We start from the raw sequence: 23153 nt of genomic DNA, 5'->3' as shown, positions 1-23153 counted from the left end.
ACTTTCGTCAATAGCATTGACTCTTTATTATTTGCTCCAGATCAATAACTCATTGGCTGGGATAATCATCTATGGATCGTATTGTCGTTTCATCCTCGCAGCGCGACTCTTTATTGAGCACGCATAAAGTGTTGCGCAATACCTATTTTCTGTTGGCCCTGACGCTGGCGTTTTCTGCTGCCACGGCGACGGCAAGTACCCTGCTGGGGCTGCCCGGCCCGGGTCTGTTGCTGATGCTGGTCGGCTTTTATGGCCTGATGTTCCTGACGTACCGTTTGGCTAACAGCCCGGCCGGAATTTTGGCCGCGTTCGCCCTGACGGGCTTTATGGGTTATTCGTTGGGGCCGATCCTGAGCTCATTCCTCGCCAGCGGCGCGGGCGATCTCATTATGCTGGCCCTTGGCGGCACCGCCCTGGTGTTCTTCTGTTGTTCGGCCTACGTGCTGACCACCCGCAAGGATATGTCTTTCCTGTCGGGTATGATGATGGCGGGCTTTGTTGTTCTGCTGGTTGCGGTTATCGCTAACCTGTTCCTGCAAATTCCGGCATTGCACCTGGCGATCAGCGTGATGTTCATCCTGTTTTCCAGCGGCGCTATTTTGTGGGAAACCAGCAACATCATTCATGGCGGCGAAACCAACTATATTCGCGCCACAATCAGCCTGTATGTCTCGCTGTACAACGTCTTTATCAGCTTGCTGAGCCTGTTAGGCTTTGCTCGCAGTAACTGATTCAGCCCTGCTGGATATGTAGCACACGTTTTACCCCAAAATGCAGCCCCGCTTCGACGGGGCTTTTCTTTGCCCGCTTCCCGCCTTGCGTTACACTGTGCGCAGTCTTTATCAACCGAGAAAATCCCCCGATGTTGGAATTTGCAGGACGTCAGATCGAAACTGACGCGCAGGGTTATTTGCACGACAGCGCAGACTGGAGCGAGGAACTGGCGTTAGTGCTGGCCGCCGGAGAAGGCATTGAAATGAGTGAAGCACACTGGGAAGTGGTCCGGTTTGTGCGTCAGTTTTACCTGGAGTTCAATACATCGCCGGCAATTCGCATGCTGGTAAAAGCCATGACGCAGAAATATGGCGAAGAAAAAGGCAACAGCCGCTATCTGTATCGCCTCTTTCCCAAAGGGCCGGCCAAACAGGCGACCAAAATCGCCGGGCTTCCCAAACCGGTAAAGTGCATCTGAATTGAATCAATACCGAATCTGAAAACGGCTGAAGCCCTGTAACGGACGTGGCTCCGTATGCACCTGCGTGACGGAGGCCGAACGCGGGCCGCCGTTTTTCAGCCAGGTCAGCAGGTGTTCAACCTGTTCTTTCTCCCCTTCCGCCACCACTTCCACCCGGCCGTCATCCATGTTGTAGGCATAACCGGCCAGGTTCAGCGCCCGCGCCTGCATTTGGGTTGAATAACGGAAGCCCACTCCCTGAACACGCCCGGCGACGTAGGCCGCTACACAGATTTTTGTCATATCACCCTCACCTCATGCCCCGTAAAGCGGCGAAACCCGCGAGAAATCGCGATTGCCGGCCCGGAAAGCGTTGCATTTTTCATGTCATCTTCAGACAATGTCGCACCTTTTTTGCCTGTTGAATACCCGGACTCAATGATGACCGCACGCTTATTTCTCGCCAAGGGACGTGAAAAGTCCCTGCTCCGCCGCCACCCGTGGATCTTTTCCGGCGCCGTTCAGCGCATGGAGGGCAAAGCCGCATCCGGAGAAACCGTCGACATCGTAGACGCCTCCGGTAAATGGCTGGCCCGTGCTGCTTACTCCCCTCAATCACAGATCCGCGCCCGTGTGTGGACATTCGACCAGCAGGAAGCGGTCGATGAGCAATTTTTTGTCCGTCGTTTGCAGCAGGCGCAAACCTGGAGAAGCTGGCTGGCCGAACACGACGACCTGACCGGCTATCGCCTGATCGCCGGAGAGTCCGACGGCATGCCCGGCATCACCATCGATCGCTATCAGGACTTTCTGGTTCTGCAGTTGCTGTCTGCCGGTGCGGAATATCAGCGCGCCGCGCTGCTGCAGGCCCTGCAGCACTGCTTCCCCGAATGCGCCATTTATGATCGCTCCGACGTCGCCGTGCGTAAAAAAGAAGGCCTGCCGTTGGCTCAGGGGCCGGTACTCGGCGATGTACCGCCGGATTTGCTGCCCATCCGCGAGCATGGCATGCAATTGCTTGTCGATATCCGTCAGGGTCACAAAACCGGCTTTTACCTCGATCAACGTGACAGCCGCCTGGCTGCGCGGCGTTTCGCCCGTAATGCCGACGTGCTGAACTGCTTCTCCTACACCGGCGCGTTTGCCGTTTCCGTACTGATGGGCGGCTGCAAACAGGTTACCAGCGTGGATACATCGCAGGCGGCGCTCGATATCGCCAGGCAGAACGTAGAGCTGAACGGATTGGATCTCGGCAAGGCGGAATTCATGCGCGAAGATGTCTTCCAGCTGCTGCGCCGTTACCGTGATGAAGGGCGGACCTTCGACCTGATCATCATGGACCCGCCGAAGTTCGTCGAAAACAAAAACCAGCTGGCCGGCGCCTGTCGTGGTTACAAGGATATCAATATGCTGGCGTTCAGCTTGCTGAAGCCCGGCGGGATCCTGCTCAGTTTCTCCTGTTCCGGACTGATGCCTACGGATTTATTTCAGAAAATTCTTGCCGATGCAGCCATTGATGCCCGACGTGATGTACAATTTATAGAGCAGTACCGTCAGGCGGCCGATCATCCTGTGATCGCCACCTACCCCGAGGGGTTGTATCTGAAGGGTTTCGCTTGCCGGGTGATGTAACTTGAAATGTCGTAACTCCGCCCATATATGATAAGCAGAGCAACGGTTTCTCAGGAGGTCATCATGATTACCAGCAAATTTGGCATTGGACAGCAAGTACGCCATAAGTTACTTGGCTCCCTTGGTGTCGTGATTGATATCGACCCCGAGTATTCACTGGAAAGCCCCGGCGTTGACGAACTGGGTTCCAACGAGCAATTACGCCATGCTCCCTGGTACCACGTCGTGATGGAGGATGACGAAGGGCAGCCCATGCACACCTATCTGGCAGAAGCCCAGTTAGACGGCGAGCACGCGGAAGCACATCCTGAGCAGCCTTCGCTGGACGACCTGGCAGAATCCATCCGGAATCAGTTGTTGGCTCCGCGCCTGCGCAACTGATTTATACGGTACGCAACGTATACGCAAACGCCCGGCATTGCCGGGCGTTTTACTTTACTTCTGCGCGGTCGCGTTACTTCTGCAAGCCGAGCCGGGGCAGCTCGATCTTGGGGCAACGATCCATCACCACCTTCAGGCCGGATGCGCGCGCCAGGCTGGCGGCCTCTTCGTTGATCACGCCCAGTTGCAGCCACAGCACTTTGGCATGAATCGCTATCGCCTCTTTCGCTACCTCAAGCGCCGCATCGGCGTTGCGGAATACGTCAACCATATCCACCGGGTCAGGGATCTCCGCCAGCGTGGCATACACCTTCTGCCCGTGCAGTTTCTCACCGGCCAGCCTGGGGCTGACGGGAATGACGCGGTATCCTTGTTGCAGCAAATAGGCCATCACGCCATAGCTTGGCCTGGAAGGCTTTTCGCTCGCCCCCACCAGCGCAATGGTTTTTACCTGTTGCAGCAACACCTTCAGTTCATGATCGGTCATGGCGGATTATGCTCCCCCTTATCATTAAGTGCCTTAAGCATAGCATCCGGAGGCAGCGACAATCACGGGTTCCGTCAAGCAGCCATCAGCCTGCATTATCGGAAAAAGTCTGAACAGAAAGTGACAAATCCTTATCAGGCAAGCGCCTATGGCCCGGTTTAACGAGGGCCGGGAATGTAAAAATCCGGCTGATTTCTGTTTTCTAAGCCGAAGCGCCCAAAATGTAACCAAAGGTAACAAATAAAATACTTTGACACATACCATCATCTACAGAACAATGTACTCCGTACCGATCAGTACTGAGGAAGTCATGACCTACCGCGCATCACCATTTATTGCTCTGCTTTGCCTGTTGCTCAGCCCTATCGCAATGGCAACCACGTTAAAATTCGGACCAGATATTGAATTACTTGTCGTGGACGGACAGCGTATGCCCTCAGCCCTGTTCAAAAGCGCCGAAAGCCTGGAGCTGACCGGCGGTAAGCATCAAATTCTGTTTCGCGTGGAAAAAATGCTTCCTCCTGCCGGGCAGAATCAGCGCATGTACACCACTTCTCCGCTGGTCGCCGTTTTCGACGCCAAAGATTATTCCTCTGTCACCATCAAGCTTCCGCGCCTGAACAATGAGCATGACCTGAAGGAGTTTGAGCGCAATCTGCGCATGGAGATGCTGAACAATCGCGGGAACCCGGTCGAATTTACCGTAGACGTTTTGCGCCTGAATGGCATTACCCTGAGCACCAACCTCGAGCATGTCATGCAGGAGTATAATCAGTCCGGCGGCGTCGCCGCATTTTCCCTTTCCAGGCCAGAACCGAAGAAACCCCGCTGAAAGCCACCTGTTTTCTGCGCTGGATCGGCGTTATCACCTTGTTCGTCTGCTAAATTTCAGTAATCTGGAACTAAATCTGAAATTTACGTTGTAACTACAAAGGCAGACTCATGGAATTGACCACCCGAACACTCCCGCAGCGTAAGCGTATCGCCCTGGTTGCGCACGATCACCGTAAACAAGCTCTGCTAAGCTGGGTAGAGGATAATAACGAACTGCTGTCACAGCATAAGCTTTACGCGACCGGCACCACCGGCAACCTGATTCAGCGTGCAACCGGCCTGGAGGTCAACAGCATGCTCAGCGGCCCGATGGGCGGAGATCAGCAGGTCGGCGCCATGATTGCCGAAGGCAAGCTCGATATGCTGATCTTCTTCTGGGACCCGCTTAACGCCGTGCCGCATGATCCCGACGTGAAGGCCCTGCTGCGCCTGGCGACGTTGTGGGATATCCCGGTCGCCAACAACCGCTCCACGGCAGATTTGCTGGTCAGTTCCCCGCTGTTCAGCCAGGAAGTTACCGTGACCATTCCGGACTATCAGCGTTATCTACAGGCACGGCTGAAATAAACGCACGACGCCGTCAGGGCTTCCGTTGCTGCGGAACGCCCAGGCGGCGCAGTTGATCCACGAATACCGAAGGACGCTCGCCGTCGTACAGCACCCACACCTGATGGCGGGCGCGGGTTAACGCCACGTACAGCAAACGGCGTTCTTCCGCGTCGGGGAAGTCCTCAGGTTGCGGCAACAGAACCTGTTCCAGCACCGATTCCCGCGCCGGCGCGGGAAAACCATCGCGCCCTTCCTGCAACCCCAGCACGATCACGTAATCCGCCTGTTTCCCTTTGCTGGCATGAATCGTCATAAAGTCGATATTCAGCCTGGGCCAGCGAGTTTCCGCCCGGCCGAGGATCTCCGGCTTCAGGTAATGGTAACGGGCGAGGATCAGCACCCGCTCATCCGGTTTAACGTAGCCGCTCATTTTATCAAGCAGCGCTTCCAGGCGTTCCTGCGGCAAAAGCACCACGGATTTCTTATCGCCGTCGCGCAAACTGTTAAGCGGCTTTTTCAGTTGAGCCGGGTTTTGCTGGATAAAGGCATTGGCAATTTCGCCGATGCGGCGGTTAAAGCGGTAGGTGGTATCCAGCTCACGACGATCGCTGTCGCCGAAATAGCGGCTGAATGAGGTAGTCAGCGACAGCTCGGCGCCGCTGAAACGGTATATCGCCTGCCAGTCATCGCCGACGGCAAACAGGCAGGTATGGGCGTTTTGTTTGCGCAATGCCTCCAGCAGGCGGGCGCGCTGCGGGGAGATATCCTGAAATTCATCCACCAGGATATGTTTCCAGGGGCTGATAAAGCGCCCCTTCTCCAGAAGGGCGATGGCCTGCTGAATCAGCCCGGCAAAATCCACCGCGCCTTCGTCTTTAAGCGCGCCCTTCCAGGCTTTCAGCAACGGCGCCATCAGGCGAATGCGTTTCTGAAACAGGTCGCGGATTTCCTCCGGCGCCTGTTCAATCATTTCAACCTGAGAACCGCCGTGGCTGCGCATCAGGCCGATCCAACGCTCAAGACGCGGCGCCAGGCGCGCGGCCAGTCGTTCATCCTGCCAGAAATTATCTTCTTCCAGCGTCCATTCCAGTTCATCTTCCAGCCACTGACGCCAGCCTTTGGCCTGTGCCTTTTTTTCCTGGCATTGCTGCTGCCATGCTTCGGTCAGCAGCGTTTGGCGCGCCCGGGCATCGCTCTCAAGCCGGCTGATGACGGGCTGTTTTTTACTGGCCTGCTGAATGATGTGCAACGCCAGCGCATGAAAAGTTTTGGCCTGAACGCCCTCCACCTGCAATCGTTCGGCAATGCGTTGATCCATTTCCTCCGCCGCCTTGCGCCCGAAAGCCAGCAACAGAATCTGCTGGGGGAGCGCCTCTTTACGCAGCAGCAGCCACCCGGTGCGCGCGACCAGCACCGATGTTTTTCCACTGCCGGCGCCGGCCAGCACCAGCACGCCGTCCTCGCCGTTCACCACGGCTTCCGCCTGCGCGGGGTTCAGCGGCTGTGTCTCTACGCGGGCGAAGAAATCAGCATGTTCGGCCAGCATTTTTTGGCACCAGAGATGGTTGTGTTCATCCGCCATCTGCTGCCCGCGCGTCAGCCATTTCAGGCAGTAACGGTAATTATCCCGGCAGGCAGGAAACTCTTCCAGCCGCTGCTGCGGCAACGGAACCGCCTTAAAGCAGCCTTCAATCATCGTGCGGACGTCTTTCAGATCGGCGCGTTTCAGCCAGCCGTCGCGCTCGCCGCGCTGTTGCAATTCCTCTGCCTGCGCCGCCAGCACCCCGGCGCTGACCTGCGCCATCTCCTCGCTCCACGCCTGCCAGCGTTGCTGCAAATGATGGTAGAAGTGCTGCGTTTCCTGCCAGTCCGTCCCATGGAGACGGACCACCTTCTGCTCCGGCAGTTCAAACTCCAGCTCTCCCCACACGATGCCGCGTTTGCAGTGTATCGCCAGCAGTTGGTTAAACGGGATCAGGTACTCATGGCGTTCCCCGCTGACCTTTATCCCCGCACTCAGCAAACGGACGCGGTTATAAGGGTGCTGCGCCAGATGTTTTCCCAACGTCGTTGCTTTTAGTTCCATGCTTTCGTCTGCCCGCCTCTGACTCTGTGCTCAGATCCTAGTGTACCTATAATCGTTATACTCACTCTAGCCCTGAAAACAGGGTAAACTGGCGTTTTCGGTCTGTTTTTTGCTGCGGCCATTCAGGCTGAACGCCTGCCGCGCGCAAAGACGCCGTTTTTACGCTGCAAAGAGGCATGTATGCGTACCGTATTGAACATTCTTAATTTTATCTTAGGTGGTTTCTTCACGACCCTGGGCTGGTTGCTGGCAACCCTGGTCAGCATCATCCTTATCTTCACCCTGCCACTTACCCGTTCCTGCTGGGAAATCACCCGGCTGTCGCTGTTCCCGTACGGTAATGAGGCCGTCCGCGTTGATGATTTATACCCCGATCAGCGCAATGTCCTGATGTCCACCGGTGGAACGCTGCTTAACGTCGTCTGGTTCATTTTGTTCGGTTGGTGGCTGTGCCTGTCGCACATCACCACCGGTATTGCACAATGCCTGACAATCATCGGCATCCCCGTGGGTATCGCCAATTTTAAGATCGCGGTTATCGCCCTGTGGCCGGTCGGCAGACGCGTCGTCTCCGTTGAAGTGGCGCAGCAGATGCGCGAGGCCAATGCCCGCCGCCGCTTTGAATAACGCCATCGCCGTTATGGCTTCAGGAATCAGGATTTCAGGATAGAGGTCGCCGTCGTGCTTTCGCTTTCACCGGGCATTCGTCGTTATGCCTATAACAGTGCGTTATTTTACAACATCCGTATTTTTCTGGCCCTGAGCGGAACCACCGCGCTCCCCTGGCTGATGGGGGAGCCGCGGCTGACCATTCCGCTGACGCTGGGCGTTGTTGCCGCCGCGCTGACGGATCTGGACGATCGTTTGGTCGGACGCTTGCGTAATCTGCTGATCACGCTGTGCTGTTTCTTTGTGGCTTCGGTCTCCATCGAACTGCTGTTTCCTTACCCCTGGCTGTTCGCCGCCGGGCTGCTGATTTCCACCGCCGGATTTATTCTGCTGGGGTCATGGGGGCAGCGCTATGCCACCATCGCCTTCGGCGCTCTGCTGATCGCCATCTATACCATGCTGGGCGTTTCCATGTACCAGGTCTGGTATCAACAGCCCGCGCTGCTGCTGATCGGCGCCATCTGGTATAACGTGCTGACGCTGCTGGGGCATCTGCTGTTTCCCATCAGGCCGTTGCAGGAAAATCTCTCCCGCTGCTATACGCAGTTGGCAGCCTATTTAGACGCGAAATCCAACCTGTTCGATCCTGATCAGGACAACTTTGATCAGGCCTCGGTCAATCTGGCCATGGCGAACGGGGCGCTGGTCACGACGCTGAATCAGGCAAAAGCCTCGCTGCTGACCCGGCTGAAAGGCGATCGCGGTCAGCGCGGTACGCGCCGGACGCTGCATTATTATTTCGCCGCACAGGATATCCACGAACGCGCCAGTTCCTCCCATTTCCAATACTCACAGCTGAGCCAGACATTCCGCTACAGCGATGTACTGTTTCGCTTTCAGCGCTTGCTGATGCTACAGGCCCGCGCCTGCCAGCAACTGTCGCAGTCGATTCTGCTGCATCAGAAATATCAGCACGATCCGCGTTTCGAACAGGTTTTCACCCACCTCGACGCCACGCTGCAACGCATCAGTACACAGACGCAGGCGCAAGACCCGCTGGTGAAGTCGCTGTTTAACCTGTTAACCAACCTGAAAGCTATTGATGCCCAATTGGCGAACATCGAATCCGAACAGGTGTTGGCTACGATCAGGGAAGAAGAAAACACGCTGTCAGACGACCGGCTCAACGGCTGGAGCGATATGATGCTGCGCATCCGGCGCCACCTGACGCCGCAATCCGCGTTATTCCGCCACGCGGTGCGTATGTCGCTGGTGCTGGTCACCGGCTACGCGTTTATCCAGTTTGCCGGTCTGACCCACGGTTATTGGATCCTGCTGACCAGCCTGTTCGTTTGCCAGCCCAACTATAACGCCACGCGCCGCCGGCTGGCGTTACGTATCATCGGCACCCTGGCAGGGATTTTGCTGGGATTGCCGATCCTCTATTTTGTTCCCTCGCTGGAGGGGCAACTGTTGTTGATCGTGATAAGCGGCGTGCTGTTTTTCGCTTTCCGTAACGTTCAGTATGCCCATGCCACCATGTTTATCACCCTGCTGGTATTACTGTGTTTTAACCTGCTCGGCGAAGGCTTTGAGGTTGCGGCGCCGCGCGTGTTCGACACCCTGATCGGCTGCGCCATCGCCTGGGGAGCCGTTACGTTTATCTGGCCGGACTGGAAATTCCGCCAGCTTCCCGCCGTTATCGCCAAAACCCTGAACGCCGATTGCCGTTACCTGGACGCTATCATGGTGCAATACCACCAGGGGAAATCCAACGGCCTGGACTACCGCATCGCCCGCAGGGACGCGCATAACAGCGACGCGGAGCTGGCGTCGGTCGTTTCTAATATGTCCGTGGAACCCAAAAATGATGCCGCAACCCGTGACGCGGCTTTTCGTCTGCTGTGCCTTAACCACACGCTGCTGAGCTACATTTCCGCCCTTGGCGCACACCGGGACAAACTTTCAGATTCCACCACGCTCGAAATTCTGAATGATGCCGTTTGTTACGTGGACGATGTCCTGAATTACGGCGACGACGTAGCGCAGCGCACGGAAAATGCCATCATCCGCTTACAGGCGCGAATGGCCGGCTACAACCCGGACGGCGACGGCAAGGCGCAAATCGTGATGCAACAAGCCGGCCTGATACTGGGGCTGCTTCCTGAGCTGGTCAGCCTCAAAAACAGCCTGTCGGCGCCGGGTCATGATTAGGGCCAGCCTGCCGGGCGTCGCTCCCGGCATTCCGGTGCGTGGCGCATCAGGTCTTTGAATTCTTTTTCGGCATGCCCTTTTTCTGCAGTTGTTCCAACAGCCAGCGCCCCAGGGCTTTGCGGATCGACTCCGGCAACACCGCCCGATGGCATCCGTTGATGGCGCCGGCCAGGTCATAAAGAACCTGGTCGGAGATCTCTGCCCGGTCATTTTTCAGCCTCAGAAAAGCCTCTTCCGCCCCGAGTTGGGCCAGTTGTTCCGCGCTGGTGATGCCGATACGGTACAACGCACGCGCGATTGAAACGCTGATGTTGGGCAGCATGTGCAGACGCACGCTTTCCCTGGCCTGCAGCGATTTCTCCTGTACCGATTGCCGGATGGAAGCCCGGGCAAGCTTACGAAACAGCATGCAGTCATTCCAGATCGCTTCCTCCACGCGGTAGTACCCCATCCGGACGGGAATGCCGCGTTTGGTATAGATAAACGGGGACATCCCGCGGCGGGTGAACCTCTGCCCGAGCTCGCCGTTAGCCCGCAGGTAAAGCTCGCCGTCGGCAATCACGCCAAACATATTTTTTCCGTGCCATAGCCCGAAACCGCCGAATTGTGAACGAAATTTTATCGCCCCCAGGGACTCGAGAACGGCCGCGGCGACCTCTGCTTTTGTGGAACTTAATCCTTTCATACACATATTCCTATGTTATCCCTCCGAACCATTTCCATTACAAATAAATGTAAGAAGAACAGCTAATTACAGAAAATACTCAATAAATCGCGCCCCTCCAAATTGAAAGTGACTCCGCACCGATTTTCTTCACAAATTTGCGAACGTCTTTATAAAAACGGGTTGATATCTGTTCATACATACACTACTGTATACATAAACAGTAAGCATGAGCGAGAACCACTATGCACGCACAATCTTTATACCTGCGCCGTTCAGCCGCCCGTCCCTCACGGCAGATGAGGTTTGATTTCGACCGTCCTGCAAGCGGCGGTATGATCAGCGAGCTGGTTTACGGCGAACACCAGGCCGCGATGTCGTTGCTGTTGCTCCCCCTGCTGCGTCAGCTTGGCCAGCAGTCCCGCTGGCAGCTCTGGCTGAACTCGCCTCAGCGCCCGAATAAATCCTGGCTGGAACGCGCCGGTTTGCCGGCAAACAAGATCATGCGTTTTGAGCAAAACTCCCCCATAGAATCAGCGGAAATTATGCTTAAGGCATTACGCAGCGGAAATTACAGCGTGGTGCTCGGCTGGCTGCCGGCGGTAGACGAAGAGACGCGCCGCCGTTTAAACGAGGCCGCGCATGAAGGGCAATGTATCGGTTTGATCCTGCATCAGGAATCCTCCCGATCCGTGCCGGAAAGACCTCAGAGCGGGTTGAAAATTCAAACAAAATTGTATCATTAAGTAAAAATCGGATTACTCTCACCGAAGCTATGGATTCAGAAGGAAATTTTTATTTTTTCAGCGTAACCCCTCTCTGTACCGATAGTTAGCTCTGCGCCTAATGAAAAAACAAGGTTAAAAATTAAGCAAAAACTTGAACAATCCATACACGTAGAGGCTTTTTTTTGTTGATCATAATCACATCACACTTGTAAGTTTCTAAAGTCGTTGTAGACTTGGTAACGCTAAGGTTGCTCTAATAACGCCATATATTTCATGGTAGAGTAATTAACAGAGCGTAAACCTTGGCGAAGGATTTTAACCAAGGGCTTTAAAGCCTATTTGGATGATAACGAGGCGCAAAAAATGAAAAAGACAGCTATCGCATTAGCAGTGGCACTGGCTGGCTTCGCTACCGTAGCGCAAGCCGCACCGAAAGATGACACCTGGTACACCGGTGCCAAACTGGGCTGGTCCCACTACATGGACCCGAGCATGGAAAATCTGAACCCGAACATCACCCGTCCGGATCAACTGGGCGCAGGTGCATACCTGGGTTATCAGGCTAACCAGTACTTGGGCTTCGAACTGGGTTACGACTGGCTGGGTCGCATGCAGTACAAAGGCAATGACGCTAACGGCGCATTCAAAGCACAGGGTGTACAGCTGTCCGCTAAGCTGAGCTACCCGATTATGGACGACCTGGATATCTATACCCGTCTGGGTGGTATGGTATGGCGTGCTGACGGCACCGCATGGAAAGCTGGCGAAGGCCGCTTCAAAGACAACGACACCGGCGTTTCTCCGCTGGCTGCCGCTGGTGTTGAATATGCGCTGACCAAAAACATCGCTACCCGTCTGGAATACCAGTATGTTAGCAACATCGGCGACGCACAGACCGTTGGCGCACGTCCGGACAACTCCCTGCTGAGCGTTGGTATTGCTTACCGCTTCGGCCAGGACGACGTTGTTGCTCCGGTAGCTCCGGCTCCGGCCCCAGCTCCGGTTGTTGAAACCAAGCGTTTCACTCTGAAGTCTGACGTTCTGTTCAACTTCAACAAGTCTACCCTGAAAGCTGAAGGTCAGCAGGCTCTGGATCAGCTGTACTCTCAGCTGAGCAACCTGGACCCGAAAGACGGTGCTGTTGTTGTTATGGGTTACACCGACCGTATCGGTTCCGAGCAGTACAACCAGAAACTTTCTGAGAAACGTGCTCAGAGCGTTGTTGATTACCTGGTTTCCAAAGGTATCCCGTCTGACAAGATCTCTGCCCGCGGTATGGGTAAATCAGATCCGGTTACCGGTTCTACCTGTGACAACGTGAAGCCGAAGGCTGCTCTGATCGACTGCCTGGCTCCGGACCGTCGCGTAGAAATCGAAGTTAAAGGCGTTAAAGACGTTGTAACTCAGCCGCAGGGCTAATTACTACGTAACCTTTAGCAAGAAGCCCCGCTGATGCGGGGCTTTTTTTTATGTCTGTACCAGAATGCAACAATAGGTAACGCATTATTTATTCCAGGAACGACTGCAGGTTTTTCTTCAGCTGAGACATCTGTTCGGCATATTGCTCTTTGCGCTCCGCATCCTCAATCAATTGCACGATAGTTTCCGACAACGTAATTCCCCGCCGCTGAGCCAATGCCGCCAAGCGTTGCCACACCAAAAATTCCAGATCTATCGATTTCTTGCGGGTATGCAGATGTTCTGCATTAAAGTGACGTTTACGCCGCGCACGAATCGTCTGCTTCATACGATTTTCCAGCGCGGGATTCATATGGTCGCGGATCCACTGGTGCACCTTTACCGGCTCATTTTCCAGCTCGAGCAGCTCATCCACCGCCTGTTGCGCCATACTGGACTCCAGATGGCGGGTGATAAGTTCGCCTTCCCGATGTTTTTTGATCAGGTATTTCCACTTCCATCCGCTTTCCAGATTCTCAAGCTGTTGATATTTCATGGCATATGCACCCGTGACGCGGTAACTTTCAATAAGAATAACAACTTTTTGCGGTTTTGCAGAGTGTCAACCATGAAAACACGTTGTTTTTATAATCAATGCAAGAAATCCTCCCGCGTCACGCGCAACACGTTTGTCCCTGTGCAGCGGTACGGAATCTTGTATAATCCTCCCTTTATTTACTGATTAATATACTGACCTGACGACTTTGAGCAATTATAGACTCGACTGGCAATCCTTACTGCCCGACACGGCGCCTTACCTCTCCGTGTTTGACGCCGCTGATGCTGCCCCGCCCATCACTTTTTCGGAATATCAGCCGCGACTGGAAAACGCGTTGCGCCATTTCTGCCATCCGTTGTCCCCATCGCGTTTTATGATGGTCAAAGCCGATGAAACCCGCGAGCATTACGCGCTGCTGAGCCGTGCGGTGAATGAAATGATGCCGGAGTCCGGTTGTCGCGGCAGTCAGTACCATATTGATGGCACTCACATCAGCATCATGCCGGCAGAGCATGAGAGCGATAATTTCGCCGCCCGTCAGCGCGTGATGTTTGCTGAATGGGTAGAGCCTGAACAGTTGTTTGGCGCCGTACGGTGTCATGACGGCCGGTTTACCCTTGAGCCAGGCCTGGTCCATCAGGTAAACGGCGGCGTGCTGATCCTTTCGCTGCGTGCCTTGCTCTCGCAGCCGCTGATGTGGTTGCGCCTGAAACAAATCGTCATTAGCGGGACCTTTATCTGGCATTCGCCTGATGAAACACGCCCTCTTCCGATTTCCGTTCCCAACATGCCTGTCGACCTGAAAATTATTCTGGTCAGCGACCGGGAAGAGCTGGGCGCGCTTCAGGATATGGAACCGGAATTAAGCGGTGCCGCCGTTTACGGTGAGTTTGAAGCCGACATGCCGCTGATCGGCGAAGAAGAAATGACACGCTGGTGTCAACTGGTAACGACCATTGCCCGCGAGCATCGTTTGCCGCCGCTGGCGGCCGACATCTGGCCGGCGCTGGTCAGGTGCGCTAACCGGGCAATCAGCGATCAAAGCGTACTGCCGCTCAGCCCGTCCTGGATCGCCCGTATTCTCAAAGAGACGGCTGCCTGTGCTGATAATATCCTGGATGCTGCGGCCCTCAATGCCGCGCAGGAAGCGCGCCGCTGGCGTGAAGGATATCTGCCGGAGCGCCTGCACGATGAAATTGAGCTGGGTCAGATCCTGATTGAGACCGAAGGTGCAGTGGTCGGGCAAATCAACGGTCTCTCCGTACTCGAATATCCCGGGCATCCGACGATGGTCGGCGAACCATCGCGCATCAGTTGCGTGGTGCATCTGGGGGACGGGGAATTTACCGACGTGGAGCGCAAGGCCGAACTGGGCGGGAATATTCATGCCAAAGGCATGATGATCATGCAGGCTTTTTTGATCTCCGAACTGGAGCTGGAACAACAGCTTCCCTTCTCGGCCTCGCTGGTGTTTGAGCAATCCTATGGCGAGGTTGACGGCGACAGCGCCTCCCTGGCCGAGCTGTGTGCGCTGATTAGCGCGCTGTCGCAGCAGCCGCTGAGCCAGGAAATCGCCGTTACGGGCTCCGTTGACCAGTTTGGTCACGTCCAGCCTATCGGCGGCGTAAATGAAAAGATTGAAGGTTTCTTTGACATCTGTCGCCGGCGTGGCTTAAGCGGCTCTCAGGGTGTCATTCTGCCGCTTACCAATCTGCGTCATCTCTGTTTGCAGGACGATGTGATTGAGGCGGTTAAAGCCGGTCAGTTTCATCTGTGGGCGGTGGAAAATGCCGCTGATGCCCTGCCGATTCTGACCGGCGTCGCGTACAACAGCGACAACGGCCCTTGCTTGATCGGTGCAATTCAGGAACGGATTGCTTTGCATAATCAACCAGATAAAAGGCAAATACCTTGGCTGTTACGCCTGTTAACCGGAATCGGCCGCGGCTGATCGGAGTTGTTCAGCGTACACCCGTTAGCTAAGATGCCCCCTTAACTTAATAAGGCTTACGAGAATTATGGTAGATAAACGCGAATCCTATACGAAAGAAGACCTTGAAGCCTCCGGGCGCGGTGAGCTGTTCGGCGCCGGCGGACCGCCGTTACCGGCGGGCAATATGCTGATGATGGACCGCATTATCAAGATGACCGAAGACGGCGGCAGCCACAACAAAGGCTACGTTGAGGCCGAATTCGACATCAATCCGGACCTGTGGTTCTTCAAGTGCCATTTTATCGGCGATCCCGTTATGCCTGGCTGTCTCGGCCTTGATGCCATGTGGCAACTGGTTGGTTTCTACCTCGGCTGGTTGGGCGGCGAAGGAAAAGGACGTGCGCTCGGCGTTGGCGAAGTAAAATTTGCCGGCCAGATTCTCCCCAGCGCGAAAAAAGTTACCTACCGTATTAACTTCAAGCGTGTTGTAAACCGTCGCCTGATCATGGGTATTGCCGATGGTGAAGTATTGGTTGATGGCCGCGTGATTTATACTGCCAGCGATCTGAAGGTCGGGTTATTTAAAGATACCAGCAGTTTCTAATCCTTTATCTGCCCCTATAGCGCGGTATTCATCACCGCGCTGCTCTTCTCTGTTCTTAACGCTCCTGCGCATTCATCGACGCCAACCTGCGGCGAATCATGTTCAGCAACATCAGCAATAACCGATCCTGCATCGCTTTTTTGCTGTATGACATATATATCTCGTAGTCACCCAGTTCAAAATCGCACTCAATTTGCCGGATACGAAACGCGGGCTGCATCTTATTTACCAGCGTTAACGGGAAGAAACCGACATAGTCCGTTGACTCAATCACCGACAAGGAGGTCATCAGCGAATAAGTGCTGAAGGCTGTCTCTGCGCCTTTGAACGAATCGCCCTGTTCCGCAGACGCCATTTTCATTGAGGTCCGGTTAAGAAAAACCTGTTTTTCATCCTGAAGCATATCTACGGTCAACCGATCTTTTATTCTCGGATGATCCGTACGGCATACCGCGACCATTTTGTCAGAATAAACATTTTCTACTTCAATGCCCGGGCTATAAGTCGCCTTGGTATCAAAAATAATATCAGCACGGTGATACATTAATGCTTCTTCTGCACCATTATCTTTTTCCGGCAGCGGGCGATGTAAAATCTGACAATGAAAATTAGTACTTTGTTCAAACAGTTCACAAACCGAAGATAATAAAAGCACACCGAGATAAGGCTCACTCCATATGACCAGCGTACGGTTTGATTCATTCTTGGTGCTGAATATACCGATGATATCAATAAGACTGCTTTTAATATTACTGTGTAAACTATCTGCATAGACCGTCGGCGAGATGCCTTTGCCGATGCGGATAAACAAGGGGTCCGGGAAATAACCCCGCAGACGCTGGATGCTCTGACTCACGGCTGGTGACGTCATCCCAAGGGCCTCCGCTGCTTTGCTGACACTTTTGTAAGCATAAACCGCCTCAAAAATGGTAAGCAAATTCATATCGAATCGTCTCAGCAGCTTTAGTCCGTCATTATGTGAGCTGTAATCCATAAATTTCCCGATATATGTCCATAAAAATATAGGAAAATAGAGATGACATCTGTCGATGTTTAATTTCTCTAGAAAAGTAGGTCAACATCTATTTGTATAGTCATTGTATTTATAAAATACCATTCACGCTGATTATTATCAGACCGACCAAATAAAATAATAGACTAATTTTTTATAAAACTCTAATAAAGACATTTTTTTATTTTTTTACAATATAAAGCTCAAATACCAAGAATAGAAATATAGAATTAATGTATATATTTTGCAGATATTTCCCATAAAAAACCTCCGCCGCAGCGGAGGTCAAACGTTCGTCTTTATTTTTGGGAAGGCCTACTACATTATGCCATTACGACCCTGTCTTCCATGGCCTTCCGCCAGCCTCCCAGCCAGTGAGAACGGGCATCCAGTGACTGATAAGGGCAAATGTCTTTAGGACGCCCCAAAATGCCAGCCTGGTACCCTCTCGATTGAGCCCGCTCAAGACGATCGCGTTTTTGTCTCTTCATGCCTTTTTTCCCTCATTTTGATTCTGGTGGAAAGAAAACAATGACGGCGCTTGCCGTTGCCGCCACCCTTAACGAATAGCTTTTTTTAGCGATCGGGTCAATGCTCAAAATTCATACCAATGTCACAATTGTAGGCTATCGGCGGGAAGGAAAAACGAAAAAATAAATGAAGATTATCCTAACTATTTGTCATATATAAAAAACCCGCAGCATGTTTTATGCTGCGGGAGAACAAGAAAGCAGAAAAAAGATTAAGCGTCAGCGAATAGCCGCCAACTGTGTGGCGATTTGCCCCGCCTCACGCTGCCACCCTTCCGCCAGCGCGCGAACCAGGGCGTCATAGCCGTCCTGCGGTTGCGCAACCTCCAGGTTGAAAGCGCGGCGGGTCAGCGTTCCTTTGTGGTTCAGCACCCAGGAGCCGCTTATCACCGCCTTGCCGTCATAGCGCCCGTGGAAACCGGTCACCGTGATATTCAGCACGTCCTGATCCGCGCCGAGCGATTGCCCCGTGACGATCCAGCCGGGCAGCATCGCGCTCAGATTCGACAGCATCGTCTGCTGCAACTGCTGTTCCAGCGGGCTGGCCCACAGGTTGTTAGACGCGATGACATACTGAACGTCATTCGTCTGATACACCACGCCATTCCCCCCCAGATAGTCCGCAACGGCCACATGCTCCAGCCACAGCTGGCGGCCCGTATCCTGCCCGGCCACCGCCGTTACCGCGCCCGTCGCCGCGGGCAGCTGGTAGTATGACTTATTGGCGCTGCCGCTACAGCCTGCAAGCAGCAACACCGTTGCTGCGATAATCCATCTTTTCATCATTTAGCCCTCTTCGGCTGAGGATCTTTACCCGCCGGCGCTTCGAACACCAACGCATTACTTTTCTCATTCAGGGTCTTCAGCACCGGTTGCAGATCGCGCAATACCTGATCCAAACGCTGCATGTCGCCCAGCATCTTGTTATATGCCGGCGACCCCGGCTGGAAGCCTTTCAGGCTGCGGTTAAGCTCCTGCAATGTCTTCTGCATATCCTGCGGCAACGACTGCATTTCTTTGCTGGCAAGAATCGCGTTGAGTGAATCCACGGTTTTCTGTGTCTTCGCCATTGCCGCCTGGCTTTCTTTCAGCGTATTGGTCGCTTCGGTCAACATCGGTTCCAGCGGAAGGTTGTTGATCTTATCCAGCACGCCGGTCAGTTTTTGCTGCATCTGCGCCAGACCGCCGCTGACCGTCGGCACGACAGGGTATCCGCCGGCCACTTTATCGCCGCTCCAGGGCTTGGCCTGAGGATAGAAATCGAGGTCGATGTACAATGCCCCGGTCAACAGGTTGCCTGATTTCAGGGATGCGCGCAGATTATCGTGCTCAGTCGCCTTCAGCAGCGTCTGTAATACGTCCATCTTGTCGCCGACCTTCTTCTGAATACGATCCGGCTCAATGCGCACCAGAACCGGGATACGGTAATTAGAATCCAGCTTTTGCACCGTTCCTTTGATCAGATAAGGCACCTGAGCCACCGTCCCCAGACGGATACCGCGGAATTCCACCGGTGCACCGGCCTGCAGGCCGCGAATGGAGTCACTGAAGAACATCACGACATCTTTATGATCGCTGTACAGGGAGTCCTGGATGCTCTGGGAATTAGCGAACAGCTGATAAACCGCCTGATTCTGCGTTTTCTCGCCCAGATCCCATCCCTGCGGGACATCAAAACTCACGCCGCCGCTGAACAGCGTGGTCAGCGACCCCATCTCAACGCGCATACCGGCAGAGGACATGTCAAACGCGATACCGCTGTCCAGCCAGAAACGTACGTTTGTGGTGACCAACGAGTCGTACGGCGAAGTGACAAACAGTTGGTAACGCATGATGCGTTTATCCGTGTCAAACTGGCTGGTCTCCACCGTTCCCACCCGCAGGCCGCGGAACAACACCGGATCGCCGGGAGCAAGCTGCCCTGACTGCGCGCTTTCCAGCGTTACGCGGATGCCTTTGGCATCGGGAGACGCCAGCGGAGGTTGTTCCAGCAGGCGGAAGTTTTCTTCGCTCTGCCGGTCATTACCGGGCTGCAGCTCAATATAGGCGCCGGACAACAACGTCCCCAGCCCGGAGACGCCTTCGCGGCCTACCTGCGGCTTCACGACCCAGAACACGCTGTCTTTACGTAACAGCTTTTCCATGCCGGAATTCAGCCGGGCTTTGACGATAACCTGACTCAGGTTATCGCTCAGCGTAACGCTCTCTACCAGGCCGACATCCACGCTGCGGCTTTTTATCGCCGTTTTTCCGCCCACCAGTCCTTCCGCATTGGTGGTCGTCAGGGTGACTTCCGGTCCCTGATGGCTGAAGTGATAAAAAATAATCCAGGCGCCGATCAGCGCAGTCACGATAGGCACAATCCAAACGGGTGACCAGCGTTTGATTTTCTCTATCTTCGCCACGCTTTCATCATGATTGCTCATTAATGCGGCTCCTTGTTATTTTCTCTTTCCCGATCCCAAATCAGTCTTGGGTCAAATACCATTGCTGCGATCATGGTCAGAATAACCACCATGGCAAACAGCAACGCGCCGATTGCGGGGTAAATACTCATCAGTTGTCCCATTCGTACCAATGCGGACAGAACGGCGATGACAAAAACGTCAATCATCGACCAGCGTCCGACAAACTCCACGATTTCATAGATAAAGTGCATTCTCTCGCTGTCGCCGCGCGTAGCGTATTTCGCATCCCAGCACAGCCAGGCGATAGCCAGTATTTTCAGCGTCGGCACCATGATGCTGGCGATAAAAATCACCGCGGCAACCGGATATGAGCCGTCCCCCCACATCATGATCACCCCGGCCATAATGGTTGAGTTGAGCTTGTTGCCCAACGCTTCCGTGACCATGATCGGCATCAGATTGGCAGGAATATAAAGCATGACGGACGTCACCAGCAGGGCCAGAGTCCACTGCAGGCTGTTGCGGCGCCTTACATGGCCGGTGGTTCCACAGCGCGGGCAATCCGGGAGGTCCGCAGGTAAGATGGCAGTACAGCAGCCACAGGAACGTACCCCCTGCCGTATGCCGGTTTTTCCCGGCACCAGTGATAGGGTCAGGCGGGGGGCCGGAGCGATGTCTTCCCATATCACACGGCGATCGACGATCTGAAACGCACGCACCTGTAACAGGCAGAAGATACAGTAAGCTATGAAGCTGGTGCCGATGCCCACGTCGCCGTATGACATCAGCTTTACAAAACTGACCAACACGCCGGCGAGAAAAATCTCCACCATGCACCAGGTCTTGCATTGAAACATGACCTTCGCCATAAAGCGTTTTATTGCGCCCGGCAGCGGCACGCGCAGGCTGAGCAGCACGATCGATACCATGCAGAAGATCGGCACCAGCTGGACGAAAATCATAAACATGGTCGCCATGGAGGCGTAATTTTCCGCCACCAGCACGGAAGGAATTTCAATCAACCGGATGTTGCTTTTGAGGCCGGCAACCGACATGTTCACGAAGGGAAACAAATTGGCTAAAAGCAGCATGAACAGCGCGCTGAGGGCATAAAGCGCCGGACGGCGGTTCGGCTCCCGCCAGCAGGCGCTCAGCGTGGTATGGCAGCGCGGGCATACCCCTTTGGTATCCCAGTCGAGCACAGGCAACACCACCAACATATCGCACTGCGGGCACAAAACCCTGCGATCACCATGCTGTTCAGAACACATTTCCTTTCCACCTCAAATTAACAGCATAATGAAAACACCGGACGGTATGATGCCCTGCGGCACGGACGATCCGGCGAAACCCACTCAATATGACGACGACTGCGCGCCCTCCTGAGGGATGGCGCGAACGACGCGATTACCCTGCTTTTATCTGACCGTCATACCTTGAATCAGCCATTTTTCTGCGCTTCGAGTGACTCCCATCGCTCAAACGCCTCTTCCAGAGATTTTTCCGTATCCGCCATTTCCTGCAGCACGCGCTGCGTTTCGTCATGCGGACCGCTGAAAAATGCCGGATCGGCCACCCGCTGCTGCAACGTCTCCAACGCATTTTCCAACGCTTCGATGCGCTGCGGCAATTGTTCCAGCTCGCGGACTAAATGATAGCTTAGTTTATTCCCGGCTCTTTTTTTTGTTTCAATCTGCTTTGGTGTTTCAGATTTTACCGAAGGAGCGGACACGGGCTGACGTAACGCCTGGACCTGTTGCTGCTGCTGGTGGGCGTCGAAATACCCGCCGGCATAAACGTTAACGACGCCGTCGCCTTCGAAGATCCAACAGTCGGTCACGGTGTTGTCAACGAACTGCCGGTCATGGCTGACCAGCATAACGGTGCCCTGGTAGCCATCGATCAACTCTTCTAGCAGTTCCAGTGTTTCAATATCAAGATCGTTGGTCGGTTCGTCAAGAATCAGCAGGTTGCTGGGTTTTAAAAACAACCGGGCAAGCAGCAGACGGTTACGCTCACCGCCGGACAACGCCTTCACCGGCGTCATCGCCCGTTTGGGATGAAACAGAAAGTCCTGCAAATAGCCCAGCACGTGACGAGAACGACCGTTAACGATCACTTCCTGCTTACCCTCAGCCAGGTTATCCATCACGCTTCTTTCCGGATCCAGCTCGGCACGGTGCTGATCGAAGTAGGCCACTTCCAGCTTGGTGCCGCAGCGTACCGTGCCGCTATCCGGCTTCAGTTGCCCCAGCATCAGCTTCAGCAACGTCGTTTTACCGCAGCCATTAGGGCCGATCAACGCAATTTTATCGCCGCGTTGTACCTGAACGCTGAAATCCTTGAGCAGCGTTTTCCCTTCTATGCCGTAGCTGACGTCTTCCAGTTCAAATACGATTTTTCCGGAGCGCAGCGCCTCTTCCACCTGCATTTTGGCGCTGCCCATCACGTTTCTGCGTTCCGCATGCTCGCGGCGCATGCTCTTCAGCGCCCTGACACGCCCTTCATTACGTGTGCGCCGCGCCTTGATTCCCTGACGGATCCAGACCTCTTCCTGCGCCAGGCGACGATCGAACTCGGCGTTCTGCAGCTCTTCAACGCGCAGGGCTTCTTCTTTACCCGTCAGATAAGCATCGTAATCGCCGGGATAGGACACCAGCTTACCGCGATCGAGATCCACGATGCGCGTCGCCATATTGCGGATGAAAGAACGGTCATGGGAAATAAAGACGATGCTGCCGCCGAATTCTTTGAGGAATTCCTCCAGCCAACCAATGGCGGCGATGTCGAGGTGGTTGGTCGGCTCGTCCAGCAGCAACACATCCGGCCCGCAAACCAGGGCGCGGGCCAGTGCGGCCTTACGCAGCCAGCCGCCGGACAGCTCGGACAGGTGCATATCCGCGGAGAGCGCCAGGCGGGTCAACACATCGCGGATACGGTTCTCAATGCGCCACAGCCCCTGGTGCTCCATGGTTTCCTGCAATACGGCGAGCTGTTTCAGGTTCTGCTCGCTCGGATCGCGCGCCACCCGCACGGAAAGCTCCTGATACTTTTTCAGCACTTCGGCCTGCTCCGCCACGCCTTCGGCGACGAAGTCAAATACCGTGCCGTTCACGTCGCGCGGCGGGTCCTGTTGCAGGCGCGACACCACCAGATCCTGCTCATAGACGATCCGGCCGTCATCCAACGGCAGCTCTTTGCTCAGAATCTTTAATAGCGTGGATTTTCCCGCCCCGTTACGGCCAACCAGGCACACCCGCTCATTCTGCTCAATGTGCAGCTCGGTATTATCCAACAACGGCGCGTCGCTGAACGACAGCCAGGCGCCGGAAAGACTGATTAACGACATAA

Annotated in this window: 23 protein-coding genes; 12 read left to right on the top strand and 11 right to left on the bottom strand. The window is 54.5% G+C overall.

Annotated elements, in window-relative coordinates; all coding sequences use genetic code 11:
• Window positions 1-71: 71 nt before the first annotated feature.
• Window positions 72-731 (top strand): FtsH protease modulator YccA, encoded by a 660-nt coding sequence (gene yccA / locus C8D90_RS16115; RefSeq protein ID WP_115459485.1) that lies wholly within the window; start codon window positions 72-74, stop codon window positions 729-731.
• Between the two features lie 131 nt (window positions 732-862).
• On the top strand, window positions 863-1192 hold the full coding sequence (gene tusE, locus C8D90_RS16110; RefSeq protein WP_162844415.1) for a sulfurtransferase TusE: 330 nt from the start codon (window positions 863-865) through the stop codon (window positions 1190-1192).
• Between the two features lie 6 nt (window positions 1193-1198).
• On the opposite strand, the gene yccX is transcribed toward tusE, so the two are convergent.
• Window positions 1199-1477, bottom strand: coding sequence for an acylphosphatase (gene yccX / locus C8D90_RS16105; RefSeq protein ID WP_115459484.1), 279 nt, complete (start codon window positions 1475-1477; stop codon window positions 1199-1201).
• Window positions 1478-1615: 138 nt separating this feature from the next.
• Between yccX and rlmI the strand changes: the two genes are divergently transcribed.
• Window positions 1616-2806: a 23S rRNA (cytosine(1962)-C(5))-methyltransferase RlmI gene (gene rlmI, locus C8D90_RS16100; RefSeq protein ID WP_115459483.1), complete on the top strand. Its 1191-nt coding sequence runs from the start codon at window positions 1616-1618 to the stop codon at window positions 2804-2806.
• Window positions 2807-2869: 63 nt separating this feature from the next.
• Window positions 2870-3187: a heat shock protein HspQ gene (gene hspQ, locus C8D90_RS16095; protein ID WP_115459482.1), complete on the top strand. Its 318-nt coding sequence runs from the start codon at window positions 2870-2872 to the stop codon at window positions 3185-3187.
• A gap of 73 nt (window positions 3188-3260) precedes the next feature.
• Here hspQ and C8D90_RS16090 read toward each other — a convergent pair whose 3' ends face one another.
• Window positions 3261-3674 carry a CoA-binding protein gene (locus tag C8D90_RS16090; RefSeq protein ID WP_115459481.1) on the bottom strand — a complete coding sequence of 138 codons (414 nt, stop codon included), beginning with the start codon at window positions 3672-3674 and terminating at the stop codon, window positions 3261-3263.
• Window positions 3675-3984: 310 nt separating this feature from the next.
• On the opposite strand from C8D90_RS16090, the gene C8D90_RS16085 reads away from it, so the two are divergent.
• Window positions 3985-4506: a YccT family protein gene (locus C8D90_RS16085; RefSeq protein WP_115459480.1), complete on the top strand. Its 522-nt coding sequence runs from the start codon at window positions 3985-3987 to the stop codon at window positions 4504-4506.
• Between the two features lie 110 nt (window positions 4507-4616).
• A complete protein-coding gene (locus tag C8D90_RS16080; RefSeq protein ID WP_115459479.1) occupies window positions 4617-5075 on the top strand; it encodes a methylglyoxal synthase in 459 nt (152 codons plus the stop codon).
• A gap of 13 nt (window positions 5076-5088) precedes the next feature.
• Here C8D90_RS16080 and helD read toward each other — a convergent pair whose 3' ends face one another.
• A complete protein-coding gene (gene helD, locus C8D90_RS16075) occupies window positions 5089-7143 on the bottom strand; it encodes a DNA helicase IV (RefSeq protein WP_115459478.1) in 2055 nt (684 codons plus the stop codon).
• Window positions 7144-7323: 180 nt separating this feature from the next.
• On the opposite strand from helD, the gene C8D90_RS16070 reads away from it, so the two are divergent.
• Both C8D90_RS16070 and yccS read left to right on the top strand, forming a co-directional pair.
• Entirely contained in the window at window positions 7324-7770 is a 447-nt protein-coding gene (locus C8D90_RS16070) for a YccF domain-containing protein (protein ID WP_115459477.1), read from the top strand.
• Between the two features lie 54 nt (window positions 7771-7824).
• A complete protein-coding gene (yccS, locus tag C8D90_RS16065; RefSeq protein WP_115459476.1) occupies window positions 7825-9966 on the top strand; it encodes a YccS family putative transporter in 2142 nt (713 codons plus the stop codon).
• Between the two features lie 46 nt (window positions 9967-10012).
• Here the strand turns inward: yccS and C8D90_RS16060 are convergent, their stop codons facing one another.
• Entirely contained in the window at window positions 10013-10651 is a 639-nt protein-coding gene (locus C8D90_RS16060) for a TfoX/Sxy family DNA transformation protein (RefSeq protein ID WP_162844414.1), read from the bottom strand.
• A 224-nt stretch (window positions 10652-10875) separates the two neighbouring features.
• Here C8D90_RS16060 and sulA point away from each other — a divergent pair, with 224 nt between their 5' ends.
• Window positions 10876-11376 carry an SOS-induced cell division inhibitor SulA gene (sulA, locus tag C8D90_RS16055; RefSeq protein WP_115459474.1) on the top strand — a complete coding sequence of 167 codons (501 nt, stop codon included), beginning with the start codon at window positions 10876-10878 and terminating at the stop codon, window positions 11374-11376.
• A gap of 345 nt (window positions 11377-11721) precedes the next feature.
• Entirely contained in the window at window positions 11722-12777 is a 1056-nt protein-coding gene (gene ompA / locus C8D90_RS16050; RefSeq protein WP_115459503.1) for a porin OmpA, read from the top strand.
• Between the two features lie 88 nt (window positions 12778-12865).
• Here ompA and matP read toward each other — a convergent pair whose 3' ends face one another.
• A complete protein-coding gene (matP, locus tag C8D90_RS16045) occupies window positions 12866-13312 on the bottom strand; it encodes a macrodomain Ter protein MatP (RefSeq protein WP_115459473.1) in 447 nt (148 codons plus the stop codon).
• A gap of 208 nt (window positions 13313-13520) precedes the next feature.
• On the opposite strand from matP, the gene C8D90_RS16040 reads away from it, so the two are divergent.
• The gene (locus C8D90_RS16040) at window positions 13521-15266 is read left to right on the top strand and encodes an AAA family ATPase (protein ID WP_162844413.1); all 1746 of its coding nucleotides are present in this window, start codon (window positions 13521-13523) and stop codon (window positions 15264-15266) included.
• 67 nt (window positions 15267-15333) lie between these two features.
• On the top strand, window positions 15334-15852 hold the full coding sequence (gene fabA / locus C8D90_RS16035) for a bifunctional 3-hydroxydecanoyl-ACP dehydratase/trans-2-decenoyl-ACP isomerase (RefSeq protein ID WP_115459471.1): 519 nt from the start codon (window positions 15334-15336) through the stop codon (window positions 15850-15852).
• A 55-nt stretch (window positions 15853-15907) separates the two neighbouring features.
• On the opposite strand, the gene C8D90_RS16030 is transcribed toward fabA, so the two are convergent.
• The 6 genes from C8D90_RS16030 to C8D90_RS16005 form a co-directional block, all read right to left on the bottom strand.
• Window positions 15908-16846: a LysR family transcriptional regulator gene (locus tag C8D90_RS16030; protein WP_115459470.1), complete on the bottom strand. Its 939-nt coding sequence runs from the start codon at window positions 16844-16846 to the stop codon at window positions 15908-15910.
• A gap of 341 nt (window positions 16847-17187) precedes the next feature.
• Entirely contained in the window at window positions 17188-17355 is a 168-nt protein-coding gene (gene rmf, locus C8D90_RS16025; RefSeq protein WP_115459469.1) for a ribosome modulation factor, read from the bottom strand.
• Between the two features lie 258 nt (window positions 17356-17613).
• Entirely contained in the window at window positions 17614-18177 is a 564-nt protein-coding gene (gene pqiC / locus C8D90_RS16020; RefSeq protein ID WP_115459502.1) for a membrane integrity-associated transporter subunit PqiC, read from the bottom strand.
• Complete coding sequence (gene pqiB / locus C8D90_RS16015; RefSeq protein WP_115459468.1) at window positions 18177-19820, bottom strand: intermembrane transport protein PqiB; 1644 nt, start codon at window positions 19818-19820, stop codon at window positions 18177-18179. Before pqiB ends, pqiC begins: the two co-directional genes overlap by 1 nt.
• The gene (pqiA, locus tag C8D90_RS16010; RefSeq protein WP_115459467.1) at window positions 19820-21073 is read right to left on the bottom strand and encodes a membrane integrity-associated transporter subunit PqiA; all 1254 of its coding nucleotides are present in this window, start codon (window positions 21071-21073) and stop codon (window positions 19820-19822) included. Before pqiA ends, pqiB begins: the two co-directional genes overlap by 1 nt.
• A gap of 170 nt (window positions 21074-21243) precedes the next feature.
• Complete coding sequence (locus tag C8D90_RS16005) at window positions 21244-23151, bottom strand: ABC transporter ATP-binding protein (protein ID WP_115459466.1); 1908 nt, start codon at window positions 23149-23151, stop codon at window positions 21244-21246.
• Window positions 23152-23153: the final 2 nt, after the last annotated feature.

It is taken from the genome of Enterobacillus tribolii, assembly GCF_003363015.1.
Taxonomy (GTDB): Bacteria; Pseudomonadota; Gammaproteobacteria; order Enterobacterales; family Enterobacteriaceae; genus Enterobacillus; species Enterobacillus tribolii.
Note: the sequence above shows the minus strand (reverse complement) of the source record. Positions and strands in the feature narration are given on the sequence as shown.